The sequence below is a fragment of the Caulobacter sp. FWC26 genome, from assembly GCF_002742645.2.
GTDB lineage: Bacteria > Pseudomonadota > Alphaproteobacteria > Caulobacterales > Caulobacteraceae > Caulobacter.
The window spans coordinates 3,066,142-3,078,418 of the sequence record NZ_CP033875.1; the positions used below are offsets into that span (position 1 = coordinate 3,066,142).

The following is a 12,277-nucleotide window of genomic DNA, read 5'->3' on the forward strand; positions in this document are numbered from 1 at the left end:
GCCTATACAGTCATTGGTGGCGTACCTGCGGCGGGGAGGCTACATCCCCGCCCATGACGCTCTCCGCTGACCGGCTCGCCGCGCTCGACGCCTTCATTCTCGACCTCAATCGGGCTTCCGCAGAGGTCATTCTGCCGCTGTTCCGGGCCGACCATGGCCTGGAGGACAAGGGGGCGGGCAAGAACCTGCCGCGCGACACCCACGCCGCCTTCGATCCGGTCACCGAGGCTGATCGCGGCGCCGAGGCGGCGATCCGCAAGCTGATCTCGGAACACTATCCAGAACACGGCGTGATCGGCGAGGAGTACGGCGAGGACCGGCCCGACGCCGAGTTCGTCTGGGTGCTTGACCCCATCGACGGCACGCGCGCCTTTATCTCCGGCCTGCCGCTGTGGACCACCCTGATCGGCCTGCGCCATCAGGGACGCCCCGTGCTGGGCTCGATCGGTCAGCCGTTCATCGATGAGGTCTTCGTCGGCCACGCAGGCGGCTCGCGCCTTGTCGCGGGCGGTCAGCAGCGCGCGATCCGCGTTCGCGAGTGCGCCAACATCAATGACGCCGTCATCGCCACCACCGATCCGGACGCCTGCTTCGACGGAGCCGAGCGTGGCGCCTGGCTGCAGGTCCGCGCCGCTGCAAAGCTGGCGCGCCTGGGCTGCGACGCCTACGCCTACGCCATGGTGGCCATGGGCAAGATGGACATGGTCATCGAGGCCGGCCTGAAATCCTGGGACATTGAGGCCGCCATCCCGGTCGTCGAGGGCGCCGGCGGCATGGTCACCAACTGGCGTGGCGAGCCCGTGGGTCCCAACGGCGGCCAGATGGTCATCTCCGGCGACCGCCGTCCGCTGGACGAGGCGCTGGTCAGTCTGAAACGTTCGGCGAAATAAGCGGCTCGCGCGGGGCGAGCGGATCCACCGTCTCGTCGAACGCCCTCCAGAACACCGCACGGCGAGCGTCGGTCTCAACCAGGATCTCGTGAAAAGCGCCGGGGACCTCGATGTAGCGCCCCTTGGGAAGGCGTCGCGCAATCGCCATTGAGTCTGCATTCAGCACACGGTTGTCGAGTTCGGCCCCCAGGATCGTCACCGGAACGGCGATCGCCTCGACCGACTTGCTCCCCCGCAGCCAGGCGCAAGCGGAGATGGCGAAGTCGGCCCAGCCCCAGGTCATCCCGCCCAGCGCGATCTCGGGATGGGCGCGCAGTTGGACCTGATAACGATTGTAGCGTGGCTCATCATGGGTCAGGCCGTCGCCCTGAAAGGTCTGAGTCAGCGGATCGTAAGGGGCCTGCACGTACTCGCCCGCAAGCCCGATCCGCGACATGACGAAGGCCAACGGCCGGGCCAGCCAGGGCGGAACTCCGGCCGTGTTGAGACCCAGCATCGGCGCGGACAGGACCGCAGCCGCGAAACGTGTCTCACCATGGGCCAGGGCCAGCATGGTCAGGCACCCGCCCATGGAGTGGCTGACGGCGATCCAAGGCTTGGGCATCCGCGTCTCGAACGCGTCGAGCAGCGCCGTGTGGTCGGCAACGAACGTCCTGAAGCCTCGGGCGTGGCCCTTGAGGCGATCCGGCAAGGCGCGCGCCGACAGCCCCTGCCCTCGCCAGTCATGCAGCAGTACGGCGAAGCCACGCGCCAGGAGGTCGTCGACGACCTCGAAATACTTCTCCAGCGGCTCGCTGCGTCCGGGGCTCAGCACCACCGTCCCACGCGCGGGACCGTCCGGGAAAAACGTCGCGGCGCGGAGGGTCGCCCCATCCGCGCCGCGGAACCATTCGGCCTTGCCGCTGTCGGGAACCGGGGCCTCGGGAATCGAGACCAGAGGCGCCGGTCCCGCCATGGCTTAGCGGAGCTTGGCGAACAGCGCGCCCATCTTGGGCTGCAGGCCCATGGCCACGCCCATGTCCGACAGCTTCAGCTTGCCGGTCATGACGGCCATCGTCGGGTCCAGCTTGCCCTCGCCCATGGCGACCAGGTCGTCCAGGGCCAGGGTCATGGTCAGGTCGGCGGGCTTGTCTTCGTTGGTGACCGAACCGCCGTCGATGTGGATGACACCGGCGTCCTTCAGGTCGAACTTCAGGGACTTGCCCAGGCCGCTGTCGTCGCCAACGGCGGTTTTGATCTTGTCGGTGAGTTCCTGGATGGTGGCCATGGCGCGATCTCCCTCTGCGCTTGTGGATTGGCGAATAGCTAGACCGGCTGAAGCGGATAAGTAAACACCGTTCAGAACGGCCACAGGTTTATTTCTTGCCGTCGTCGAACGCGACCCTAGCGGGCGTTCGCGACAGCTTTACGCGGGCGGCGCCCTTGTGCGCCTCGGGATAGAAGACCGGCGCGCCGCCGACGATCGGAAGCGCTTCAGTCCGGCCGTCGCCATAGACGATCTGACCGCCCTGCGCGCCGACGAAGCCAATCCCAGGCAACTTGGGAACCATGAGACTCAGCCCTGGACCGGCCGCCTTGCGCATCGCCGCGTTCGACTCCGACACCGTCAGCGCCAGCTCACGCGCGTCATAGTCCTGGGCCAGCTTGAGCACCGGCGTCGGTCCCATGCTGACCCCGAACTTCTTGTCCGCAGGCAGGTCGAAAACAAGCCTGGCCTTGCTATTCAGCTGGGCCAGCGTTGGCAGGCGATCGAACTCGCCGTCAGGCCCGACGGGCAGCGGCGTCGTCGCGCCATTGCTCTCGACCAGGACGACCTTCACGCCGCCCAGCGGCTTGCCGTCGCTCCGCAGAACGTACCCAAGGCGCATGCGGCTACGCTCTTGCGCCGGCACCTTCAGGAACCTGTCGAGATAGACGAAGACCTTATCGGCCGGAACGCTCTTTTCCCGGGCGATAGCCGGCGCGGCGGCGGACACAAGAACGAGGCTGAGCGCCGTCGCGGCTAGCGGCCTGATCATCGGGCTCCGCCTCATTTGGGCTTCACAAACTTCAGAGTCATGCGGTCGCTCTCCCCGATCGCGTCGTACTTGGCATGATCGAACCCCGGCTCGGCCGGTTCGCCGCGCGGCGTAGACAGGCGCGTGGGCGGCAGGGTCCAGACCCCGAAGGGGTGGTCCTTGGTGTCCTTGGGATTGGCGTTGATTTCACTGGTCCCGGCCAGGACGAACCCGGCCTCCTTGGCCATCTGGATCACATAGTCCTGCTGGACATAGCCATCCTCAGCCAGCACGTCCTGAACCCGTCCCGGCTGGCCGCGATGTTCCTCGATCCCGAGAATTCCGCCCGGCTTCAGCGCCGACAGCGCGTCCTTGAAGGCCTTCTCAGCGATTCCGCCCGCCATCCAGTTGTGGAGATTGCGGAGGAAAAGCACCAGATCGGCGCTGCCGGCTGGAGCCACGGGCCCGCTGGTGGGGCCGAAGGCCGTAAACGCGACCTCGCCATACACCTTCTTTTTCTCGGCCAGCTTGCGCTGAAAACCCTCGACAATCTCCGCAGCCGCGGGGTCAGCGGGACCGGTTGTCTCCAGCATGGCCTCGTAGAGCTTGCCGCGCGTGTCGGCCAGGAACGGCGCCAGAATGTCCGTGTACCAACCCGCGCCCGGCCAGAACTCCACCACGGTCTGGCCAGGCTTGAGCTCCCAGAACTTCAGGCTCTCAACCGGGTGGCGCCACACGTCGCGCGCGCGATCGGCGGGGAGGCGCCAGCCACCCGCCACTGCGGCCTCGATCGTGTTCGGACCCGCCTTGGCGGCGGCCTTGGCCTCCGCCTTCGCCGGGTCTTCCTTTTTTCCACACGACGCCAAGGCCAAAGCGCCGACGCCGGCGACCAAGCTTCGCCGCGACCAGAGTTGAACTGGAACCATCATTCCCCCACTGCGCGGGTCAGCTTGGCGGCGGACCTTGGCGAAAGTCAGGCCGGCTTGCGGAAGCGCAGGGTCATTCGATCGCTTTCGCCGATCGCGTCGTACTTGCTGCGGTCGAAGTTAGGATCTGCGGGCTGGCCGCCCGGGGCGGTGCGCTTGACCGGCGGCAGCGTCCAGACGCCAAACGGGTGATCCTTGGTGTCCTTGGGATTGGCGTTGATCTCGGACTGCGCGTCCAGCTTGAAGCCGGCCTTCTCGGCCAGAGCGATCACCGTCGCGGTGTTGAGGTAGCCGTCAGCGCCGGCGGCCTTCTCCGAACGCGGATCAGCGCGGTGTTCCTCGACCGCCAGCACGCCGCCCGGCTTCAAGACCGCGAAGAAGTCGGCGAACACCTTGTCGGCGACACCCGGCTGCACCGTCCAGTTATGGACGTTGCGCGCGGTCAGCACGATGTCAGCCGAGCCTGGCGCGCCCAGCGGACCCGACACCGGGCCGAAGTTGGCGAACTGCGGCTTGCCGTACTTGGCTGCGTCCGCGAAGCGCGCTTCGAAGTCGGCGCGGCCCTTGCGCGCGCCTTCTGACAGCTTCGGGTTAGCCAAGTCGGCGACGCCGGCGATGTAGGTCCCGCCGGTGGCCTTGGCGTAGGGCGCCAGGATCTCGGTCCAGTAGCCGCCACCCGGCGAAACCTCGATCACGGTCTGCTTGGGCTTCAGACCCCAGAAGATCAGGCTCTCATAGGGATGGCGGGCGCCATCGCGAGCGACGTCGGCGGCGGGGCGGGTCGGCGACGCGATCGCAGCCTTCAGGGCGGCGTCGGTCGCGGCGAAGGCGGCAGGCGCGGACAGGGTGAAGGCGGCGGCGAGCAGGAGAACTTGGCGACGAAGCGGCATGGGGAAGTGTCCTTCGGTCGAATGGGAGCGGCGACCTTAGCCATGCTTGGCGGCGCGTCAAACGATTCACGTTCTGTGAGTTGGCGCCCCTTGAACCGGAAAACAGGCTCACCAATTATCTCAACGAAGGCGCTGGATGACCGGGCCTTCCGGACCGCTGGCGACGCCGATTTCGGGTCGCTGAAGGGACGAAAACACTAGACCTTGCTTGATGAGAAGGATCTGAAACCTATGCGTACGATCGACCTTTCGCCCCTGTACCGCTCGCTCGTCGGCTTTGACCGCCTCGCCGACCAGCTGGACGCCGCCGCGCGCAATGAAGCGGCCTCGGGCTACCCTCCCTACAACATCGAACGCACCGGCGAGAACGAGTACCGGATCGAGATCGCGGTAGCGGGCTTCAAGCCCGAAGAGCTGAATGTCGAGGTGAAGGAAAATCTGCTCACCGTCACCGGCCGCAAGGCGGCTAACGACGAAGCCAAGCAGTACCTCCATCGCGGCCTGGCCGAGCGCAACTTCGAGCGCAAGTTCCAGCTGACCGACTACCTGGTGGTGGTCGACGCCGATTTGTCGAACGGCCTGCTGTCTATCGCGTTGAAGCGTGAGCTGCCCGAAGCGCTCAAGCCCCGCACGGTGGAGATCAAGACGACATCCGCCTCGACCCTGATCGAGGGCGAAAAGGCCGCTTAACCCGCGGCCCTGTCTTTCTGTTTCCCAAATCCCCCCACTGAACTAGGCGGCGTCGAAAGGCGCCGCCTTTTTCTTGGGATCAATCCGGCATCGACAGATCCAGGCCCTGGACTTGGGTGAGATCCACGTTCCGGAAGCTGGCCTTGGCCACGCGTGCGCCGGTCAGGTCCGAACCGCGCAGATCAGCGCCGTCCAGAATGGCCTCGCTGAGATCGGCCGCCTGAAGCATGACGTACCGCATCCGAGCGGCTTGCAGGTTCGACTGCGTGACCCGTTCCGGCCCGAGCGGCAGAGGCGACAGGAACGCTTGTCGCAGGTCGGCCTTGGTCAGGTTGGCGCCAGCCAGTTTCGCCCCGCGCAGATCCGCCCCACGCAGATTGGCGGCGCGCAGATCGGCGTTCTGCAGGTTCGCGCCCTGAAGCTGCGCGCCAGCCAAGTCGAGCCCGACCATACAAGCGCCCTTGGCGCTCATCGCGGTCAGACGCAAACCCTTCAGCTTGTCAGTCAGCGGACGAAGGTCTTCACCGTCCAGACGCGCTGCGGAGCCTTCCTTGCCGCCGGTCTGGCACCAGCGCTGATTGTCGACGCAGCGGCGCAACAGCTCGTCGACCTTGGCCAAGGCCTCCTGGCTGGGAGTCTTCAAGGCGCCGTTCATATGCGCCCCGCTGGTCCGAGCGGTCGATGTGTCGACCCCGGCCAGCACCGCGCCCGAAAGGTTCGCCCCCTCGAGATTGGTTCCCCGGACATCGGCGCCGTCCAGGATCGCGCCCGTCAGGTTGGCCTCCTTCAGGTTCGCCCCCGACAGCTTGGCGCCCTTGAGCGAGCAGTCGCTAAAGTCCGCCTTGAAAGCCGAGACGCCTTCGAACTGCGACCCGTCCAGGGTGGCGCCGGAGAAGTTGACTTCGTCGACATCGCCCTGGCGCGCTTCGTGCCGCAGCGTGTCCAAACCCTTGCGCGGGTGCGGAATCGCGATCTGCCCTTCACGGAAATCGGCCTGGGTCAGGTCCGCTTGGGAGAGATTGGCCCCCCGCAGGCAGGCGCCGCGCAGATCGGCTCGCACCAGGGACGCCTGGCGCATGTCGCTCTTGCGCAGGTCGCAGCCGAAAAGGCTAGCCCGGTCGAGCTTGGTGCGCGCCATGCGGCACCCGTCCAGGACGGAGGCGGTAAGATCCGCGTCGGTCAGGTTTCGAAACGACAGATCAAGGCCCGACAACTGCATGAAGCGGAGCGAAGCGCGCTTGCCCCCTTGCTTGCCGGTAACGAATTTCTCGTGCGCCGTTACGATCATGTCGAGCTCGGCTTGGCTCAGGCGACGACGCCCGGCCACGCTTTGCGCGGCGTTCATAACGATTTCCCCATGTGAATTCAGTTCTTGGTTACGCGGACTTTAGCGAGGATCGACGAGCGAAGCGTTAAGGCTGCGTCGGTTTGTCGCGGAATATTTCCTAGATGACATCATCAAGCCCGCGCGCCGCGAGACGGATGGCGCCGACCAAGTCCACGTCTCGCATCTGCGCACCGGTAAAATTCGCCCGAGACACGTCCGCGCCCGCCATGCGGGCCTGACGCAGATCCGCCCGCGCCAGATCGGCGTTGGTCAGGATCGCGCCGGTCAGGTCGACAGGAAGCAGGCGATCGGCGCCGATAAGAAGGGGACCAAGCTGCGCGTCGCGCAGATCCGAGCCCGTCAGCTTCGCGCCCTTGAGCCGCGCGCCGCGTAGATCCGCCCGGCGAAGATTGCATGCCCGCAGGTCGGCGCCATCCAACTGCGCGCCCTGCATCTGCACCCCTTCCATATCCAGGCCGTAGAAGACCGCGCCCTTGGCCGACAGCGCGGTCAGATTGAAGCCCCGGATCGAGCGCAGATTGCGCAGGTCAGCCTTGTCGAAAACCGACGGCTTGCCCTCCGCCCCGCCCGTTTCGATCCAGCGCGCGTGGTCGGCGATCATCTGCTCGTAGGGCAGATCGGAAACGCTGGTGCCCGACGGCTTGTCGGTCAGCGCGCCTTCCATATTGGTGTCGTGGACGTTCCAAGACAGGGTCTTGGCCCCGACCAGAACGGTGTTTCGGAGATCCGCACCGGCGAGGTTCGCGCCCGACAGGTCGGCGCCGGCAAGATTGGCCCCATTGAAATTGGCCTGCTTGAGATTGGCTCGGACCAGCTTGGCGTCCTTCAGGATCGCATCGCTGAAATCGGCCTTGGTGGCGACGATGCCGGACAGTCGAGACCGCTCCAGATTGGCGCCCGACAGATTGGCGCCGGCCGCATAGGCCTCACGCTGGGTCGGCTCGATCACCCGATAGCCTTCCTTTCGGTCGGCGGCCGCGATCGTTCCCTCGCGCAGATCGGCCTCGAACATGTCCGCGCCGGTCAGGTTCGCGCCGCGAAGGCTGGAGCCCCGCAGGTCGGCTCGGCGCAGGGAGGCGTCGGTCAGATCCGCGCCCTGCATGTCGGCGCCGTAGAAGTTGGCGTTGTCCAACTTGGTCTTGCGTAGATCGCATCCGACCAGGATCGCGCCGGTGAAGTCGGCGTCGCAGAGATTCCGCCCCGTCACAGACAGGCCGGAGAGATCGCAGAAGGCGAACACCGCGCGCGCGCCGCCCATCCGCGCCGACCACAGCCGGTCGTGCTTGGCGCAGATGACATCCACGTCGTACTGCGTCAGACGCTTGTATTCCTGCGTGGTGCCGGCGGCGGCGCTCATGGCTCGCAAGGTGTCCCCATTTAGGAAACCACCTTGCGCAGACCAAAATTAACGCCGTGTTTCCAACAGCTTCCGGCTATCGCCTACCGGCGTTATTCGACCGGAGGCAGAGCCTCGGCGCGACTTTCGTCAAGGTAGCGCGCGCTGGTGGGTCTCAACACACCATCGAGTTCGATCACCAACGGATTGCCTGTCGGGATCTCGACACCGACAATCTTGTCGTCCGGCACGTTGAACAGGTGCTTGACGATCGCGCGCAGCGAATTGCCGTGCGCGGCGATCAGAACCGTCTCGCCCGCCTTCAGATGCGGAGCGATGTCGCTCTCCCAATACGGCAGAACGCGAACCAGGGTGGTCGCCAGGCTCTCGGTCGACGGAAGGGTCGCGCCCTTGTACCGCCGATCTTGGGCGAAATCGTATTCGCCGCCCGGGGCCAGTTCCGGCGGCGGGATGTCGTAAGATCGGCGCCAGATGGTGACCTGCTCGACGCCGTGCTTCTCGGCGGTCTCGGCCTTGTTAAGCCCCGTCAGGCCGCCGTAGTGGCGTTCGTTCAGGCGCCAGTCCTTGGTCACCGGCACGAAGCTCTGCTTGGCCGCGTCCAGCGCAAGGTTGCCGGTGCGGATCGCGCGGGTCTGCACCGAGGTGAACAAGTGATCGATCTGGAGACCGGCCGCCGCGATCAGTTCGCCGCCCTTCTTGGCCTGCGCTTCGCCCTCGGCGGTCAGGTCGACGTCGACCCAGCCCGTGAAGCGGTTTTCCAGGTTCCACTGGCTCTGGCCATGGCGGAGCAGGACGAGCGTCGGCATCGGGCTTCCTTTGGAGATCAAGTACAGGGGGCGGGCTAAGGCCCTGCGGGGCGAGCGTCAAGCGTCACGGCGATCGCTGGCGCGCTCGCCCCCTCCCCCGCGCCGCCGCCCGTGCTATAGGCGGGCCATGCCTGATCGCATCTTCATGCCGTTGATGGGCCTGATCGCCGCCGCGCTGATCGCCCTCTCCCTCGTCTGGCCGCAAGGGCAGGGCGACCGCTCCTGGGGGCCTTTCGGCCATACGCCCGTCCAGCAGACCCCTGAGATGAAAGCCAAGATCCAGCGCGAAAAGGATTCGGCGCGTCGGCGGGACGAAGCGGCCAAGAAGGCCGTCGAAGCGGCGAGCCAGCTTTCGCAATGACCCCTTTCGACGCCGTTCAGGTGGGCCGTCGGGTTCTTGCCGTCGAGGCCGACGCGCTGCGCGCGCTCTCCGACTCGCTGGGCGAGGCCTTCGTCCAATCCGTCGAGACCATCTTCAACGCCAAGGGCCGCGTGGTCTGCACCGGCATGGGCAAGTCCGGCCACGTGGCGCGCAAGATCGCCGCGACCCTGGCGTCCACCGGGACCCAGGCGATGTTCGTTCATCCGGCCGAAGCCTCTCACGGCGACCTCGGCATGATCGGCCCCGACGATGTGGTGCTGGCTCTGTCAAAGTCCGGAGCGGGCCGCGAATTGGCCGATACCCTGACCTACGCCAAACGTTTCTCGATCCCGCTCATCGCGATGACGGCTGTGGCCGACAGCCCGCTCGGCCAAGCTGGAGACGTCCTGTTGTTGCTTCCCGACGCGCCGGAAGCCACTGCGGAGGTCAATGCGCCGACCACCTCGACCACGCTGCAGATCGCCCTGGGCGACGCCCTCGCCGTAGCCCTGCTGGAACGGCGTGGTTTCACGGCGAGCGACTTCAGGGTCTTCCATCCTGGCGGAAAACTGGGCGCGATGCTGCGAACCGTGGGCGACCTCATGCATGGGGTCGACGAACTGCCCCTGGTGCCCGCCGAGTCCCCGATGCCAGACGCGCTGCTGGTGATGAGCGAGAAGCGCTTCGGCGCGGTGGGAGTCATCGACGACGCCGGCCGCCTGACCGGGTTGATCACCGATGGCGACCTTCGCCGCCATATGGACGGGCTGCTGACCCACACCGCTGGTCAGGTCATGACCCACGCGCCCCAGACAATCGCGCCCGGCGCGCTGGCCGCAGAAGCCCTGAAGCTGATGAACGATCGCCGCATAACCGTCCTGTTCGTCGTAGAGGATCAGCGACCTGTGGGCGTCCTGCACGTTCATGACCTGCTGCGCGCCGGCGTGATCTAGGCCGCGCCACACTCTTTACAAGCCACCGTGTTACCGGCCCGCTCAGGCCGGTCATGCGGCCTCGTCCTTCCCAAAGCGAGCCTTCGATGTTCTCCGTTCCCCGCGCCGACCTGGTTCCCAACACCGCCGCCTACGAGAACGAGCCCTTGGTCAAGGCGACCGGCTTTCGCGAGTATGACGCGCGCTGGCTGTTCGGACCGGAGATCAACCTGCTGGGCGTCCAGGCCCTGGGTCTTGGTCTGGGGACATACATCCACGAGCTTGGCCAATCGAAGATCGTGGTCGGCCATGACTTCAGATCCTACTCGTCGTCGATCAAGAACGCTCTGATCCTGGGACTGATCAGCGCCGGCTGCGAGGTGCACGACATCGGTCTGGCCCTGTCGCCGACGGCCTATTTCGCCCAGTTCGACCTCGACATCCCCTGCGTGGCCATGGTCACGGCCAGCCACAACGAGAACGGCTGGACCGGCGTGAAGATGGGCGCCCAGAAGCCGCTGACCTTCGGCCCCGACGAGATGAGCCGCCTGAAGGACATCGTGCTCAACGCCAAGTTCGTCGAGCGCGACGGCGGCAAGCTGATCCGCGTGCAGGGGCAGGCCCAGCGCTATATCGACGACGTGGCCAAGCGCGCCAGCATCACCCGGCCGCTGAAGGTCATCGCCGCCTGCGGCAACGGCACGGCCGGCGCCTTCGTGGTCGAGGCCCTGCAGAAGATGGGCGTTACCGAGGTGGTGCCGATGGACACCGACCTCGACTTCAACTTTCCCAAGTACAACCCCAACCCCGAAGACGCCGAGATGCTGCACGAGATGGCCCACGCCGTCCGCGAGCGTAAGGCCGACCTGGCCTTCGGCTTCGATGGCGACGGCGACCGCTGCGGCGTGGTGGATGACGAGGGCGAGGAGATCTTCGCCGACAAGATCGGCCTGATGCTGGCCCGGGATCTGGCGCCGCTGCACCCGGGCGCGACCTTCGTGGTCGATGTGAAGTCCACAGGCCTCTACGCGACGGATCCGATCCTCAAGGCCCATGGCTGCGAGGTCGTCTACTGGAAGACGGGCCACAGCTACATCAAGCGCAAGAGCGCCGAGCTGGGCGCGCTGGCCGGCTTCGAGAAGAGCGGCCACTTCTTCATGAACGGCGAGCTCGGCTACGGCTACGACTGCGGCCTGACCGCCGCCGCGGCCATCCTGGCCATGCTGGACCGCAATCCGGGCGTGAAGCTGTCGGACATGCGCAAGGCCCTGCCGGTGGCCTTCACCTCGCTGACCATGAGCCCGCACTGCGCCGACGAGGTGAAGTACGGCGTCGTCGCCGAGGTGGTGAAGGAGTACGAAGACCTGTTCGCCGCCGGCGGTTCGATCCTGGGCCGCAAGATCACCGAGGTGATCACGGTCAACGGCGTGCGTGTTCACCTGGAGGACGGCTCGTGGGTGCTGGTCCGCGCCTCGTCGAACAAGCCCGAGGTCGTGGTCGTCGTCGAGAGCACCCAGTCCGAAGACGACATGCGCGCCCTCTTCCGCCAGGAAGTGAAGCCGCGCCTGGGCGACCGGGTCGGCAAGTACAATCAGGAGATCTGATCGGTTAACGCCGGAGTGGCCGGACATCCGATCCGGCGCGTCCGCGACAAGGCGAAGAGGCAGGCTTAAAGCCGCCTGCCCCTCCCTTAGCGGGCCGGCTATCGGACGTCGCGTGTCAGGACGTCCTGGTGCCCCGCTTTGCGAGCGTATCGACGCGCTTGGAGGGCGGCGTACCCGTTGAGCGCGGATCGTTGAGCCCTCTTGGCGGTGAGGGCAGCGTGCCTGGATAGACGTTCATCGCGGCGTCGTCTTGAACGGGCGGTAGGGCGAGGGGGCGAGGCGCGGGGCCACGACGAAGAGACGGAATGCGGGAAGCATGAGCGCCGCAGCGACAATACAGGCTACCGACAGCTGGAAGAGCCAGTCCATTTGGGGGGTCTCAAGCATCGCCACGCCTGAGCGCTGACCGCGATGCGGTTCGCTCCCGACGGCGACTGATGCTTATATGGGGAGCGAGCCCCCGGTTTATCAGGGAC

General features: G+C 66.2%; 13 protein-coding genes. 5 read left to right on the forward strand and 8 right to left on the reverse strand.

The features are described from left to right. The first annotated feature begins 53 nt into the window (after window positions 1-53). Window positions 54-890, forward strand: a complete 837-nt coding sequence (hisN, locus tag CSW63_RS16190) for a histidinol-phosphatase (protein ID WP_062095496.1) — start codon at window positions 54-56, stop codon at window positions 888-890. On the opposite strand, the gene CSW63_RS16195 is transcribed toward hisN, so the two are convergent. The 5 genes from CSW63_RS16195 to CSW63_RS16215 form a co-directional block, all read right to left on the reverse strand. Continuing rightward, entirely contained in the window at window positions 865-1,845 is a 981-nt protein-coding gene (locus CSW63_RS16195) for an alpha/beta fold hydrolase (protein ID WP_062095498.1), read from the reverse strand. The genes hisN and CSW63_RS16195 overlap by 26 nt on opposite strands. A 3-nt stretch (window positions 1,846-1,848) precedes the next feature. Beyond that, window positions 1,849-2,157, reverse strand: a complete 309-nt coding sequence (locus CSW63_RS16200) for an SCP2 sterol-binding domain-containing protein (protein ID WP_010920115.1) — start codon at window positions 2,155-2,157, stop codon at window positions 1,849-1,851. Between the two features lie 88 nt (window positions 2,158-2,245). Continuing rightward, window positions 2,246-2,908 carry a DUF2987 domain-containing protein gene (locus CSW63_RS16205; protein ID WP_231737423.1) on the reverse strand — a complete coding sequence of 221 codons (663 nt, stop codon included), beginning with the start codon at window positions 2,906-2,908 and terminating at the stop codon, window positions 2,246-2,248. A gap of 11 nt (window positions 2,909-2,919) precedes the next feature. Continuing rightward, on the reverse strand, window positions 2,920-3,816 hold the full coding sequence (locus tag CSW63_RS16210; RefSeq protein WP_099503255.1) for a class I SAM-dependent methyltransferase: 897 nt from the start codon (window positions 3,814-3,816) through the stop codon (window positions 2,920-2,922). Window positions 3,817-3,860: 44 nt separating this feature from the next. Next, complete coding sequence (locus CSW63_RS16215; protein ID WP_062095502.1) at window positions 3,861-4,703, reverse strand: class I SAM-dependent methyltransferase; 843 nt, start codon at window positions 4,701-4,703, stop codon at window positions 3,861-3,863. Window positions 4,704-4,934: 231 nt separating this feature from the next. Between CSW63_RS16215 and CSW63_RS16220 the strand changes: the two genes are divergently transcribed. After that, window positions 4,935-5,393 carry an Hsp20 family protein gene (locus CSW63_RS16220; RefSeq protein ID WP_062095504.1) on the forward strand — a complete coding sequence of 153 codons (459 nt, stop codon included), beginning with the start codon at window positions 4,935-4,937 and terminating at the stop codon, window positions 5,391-5,393. Between the two features lie 79 nt (window positions 5,394-5,472). On the opposite strand, the gene CSW63_RS16225 is transcribed toward CSW63_RS16220, so the two are convergent. The 3 genes from CSW63_RS16225 to gpmA form a co-directional block, all read right to left on the reverse strand. Continuing rightward, on the reverse strand, window positions 5,473-6,738 hold the full coding sequence (locus CSW63_RS16225; protein WP_062095506.1) for a pentapeptide repeat-containing protein: 1,266 nt from the start codon (window positions 6,736-6,738) through the stop codon (window positions 5,473-5,475). A 100-nt stretch (window positions 6,739-6,838) separates the two neighbouring features. Continuing rightward, complete coding sequence (locus CSW63_RS16230) at window positions 6,839-8,098, reverse strand: pentapeptide repeat-containing protein (RefSeq protein WP_062095508.1); 1,260 nt, start codon at window positions 8,096-8,098, stop codon at window positions 6,839-6,841. A gap of 92 nt (window positions 8,099-8,190) precedes the next feature. Then, window positions 8,191-8,904: a 2,3-diphosphoglycerate-dependent phosphoglycerate mutase gene (gene gpmA / locus CSW63_RS16235; RefSeq protein ID WP_062095510.1), complete on the reverse strand. Its 714-nt coding sequence runs from the start codon at window positions 8,902-8,904 to the stop codon at window positions 8,191-8,193. 145 nt (window positions 8,905-9,049) lie between these two features. Between gpmA and CSW63_RS16240 the strand changes: the two genes are divergently transcribed. The 3 genes from CSW63_RS16240 to CSW63_RS16250 all read left to right on the forward strand — a co-directional run bounded on the left by CSW63_RS16240 (window position 9,050) and on the right by CSW63_RS16250 (window position 11,801). Continuing rightward, window positions 9,050-9,265 (forward strand): hypothetical protein, encoded by a 216-nt coding sequence (locus CSW63_RS16240; RefSeq protein ID WP_082749445.1) that lies wholly within the window; start codon window positions 9,050-9,052, stop codon window positions 9,263-9,265. Then, on the forward strand, window positions 9,262-10,218 hold the full coding sequence (locus tag CSW63_RS16245) for an SIS domain-containing protein (RefSeq protein WP_062095514.1): 957 nt from the start codon (window positions 9,262-9,264) through the stop codon (window positions 10,216-10,218). The genes CSW63_RS16240 and CSW63_RS16245 overlap by 4 nt, the downstream gene beginning before the upstream one ends. An 86-nt stretch (window positions 10,219-10,304) precedes the next feature. Next, the gene (locus CSW63_RS16250; RefSeq protein WP_062095516.1) at window positions 10,305-11,801 is read left to right on the forward strand and encodes a phosphomannomutase/phosphoglucomutase; all 1,497 of its coding nucleotides are present in this window, start codon (window positions 10,305-10,307) and stop codon (window positions 11,799-11,801) included. The last annotated feature ends 476 nt before the right edge of the window (window positions 11,802-12,277 follow it).

Excerpts from the sequence above, each read along its gene's own strand:
- hisN (WP_062095496.1), top strand. The coding sequence starts at position 54 with ATGACGCTCTCCGCTGACCGGCTCGCCGCGCTCGACGCCTTCATTCTC.
- CSW63_RS16195 (WP_062095498.1), bottom strand. The coding sequence starts at position 1,845 with ATGGCGGGACCGGCGCCTCTGGTCTCGATTCCCGAGGCCCCGGTTCCC.
- CSW63_RS16200 (WP_010920115.1), bottom strand. The coding sequence starts at position 2,157 with ATGGCCACCATCCAGGAACTCACCGACAAGATCAAAACCGCCGTTGGC.
- CSW63_RS16205 (WP_231737423.1), bottom strand. The coding sequence starts at position 2,908 with ATGATCAGGCCGCTAGCCGCGACGGCGCTCAGCCTCGTTCTTGTGTCC.
- CSW63_RS16210 (WP_099503255.1), bottom strand. The coding sequence starts at position 3,816 with ATGATGGTTCCAGTTCAACTCTGGTCGCGGCGAAGCTTGGTCGCCGGC.
- CSW63_RS16215 (WP_062095502.1), bottom strand. The coding sequence starts at position 4,703 with ATGCCGCTTCGTCGCCAAGTTCTCCTGCTCGCCGCCGCCTTCACCCTG.
- CSW63_RS16220 (WP_062095504.1), top strand. The coding sequence starts at position 4,935 with ATGCGTACGATCGACCTTTCGCCCCTGTACCGCTCGCTCGTCGGCTTT.
- CSW63_RS16225 (WP_062095506.1), bottom strand. The coding sequence starts at position 6,738 with ATGAACGCCGCGCAAAGCGTGGCCGGGCGTCGTCGCCTGAGCCAAGCC.
- CSW63_RS16230 (WP_062095508.1), bottom strand. The coding sequence starts at position 8,098 with ATGAGCGCCGCCGCCGGCACCACGCAGGAATACAAGCGTCTGACGCAG.
- gpmA (WP_062095510.1), bottom strand. The coding sequence starts at position 8,904 with ATGCCGACGCTCGTCCTGCTCCGCCATGGCCAGAGCCAGTGGAACCTG.
- CSW63_RS16240 (WP_082749445.1), top strand. The coding sequence starts at position 9,050 with ATGCCGTTGATGGGCCTGATCGCCGCCGCGCTGATCGCCCTCTCCCTC.
- CSW63_RS16245 (WP_062095514.1), top strand. The coding sequence starts at position 9,262 with ATGACCCCTTTCGACGCCGTTCAGGTGGGCCGTCGGGTTCTTGCCGTC.
- CSW63_RS16250 (WP_062095516.1), top strand. The coding sequence starts at position 10,305 with ATGTTCTCCGTTCCCCGCGCCGACCTGGTTCCCAACACCGCCGCCTAC.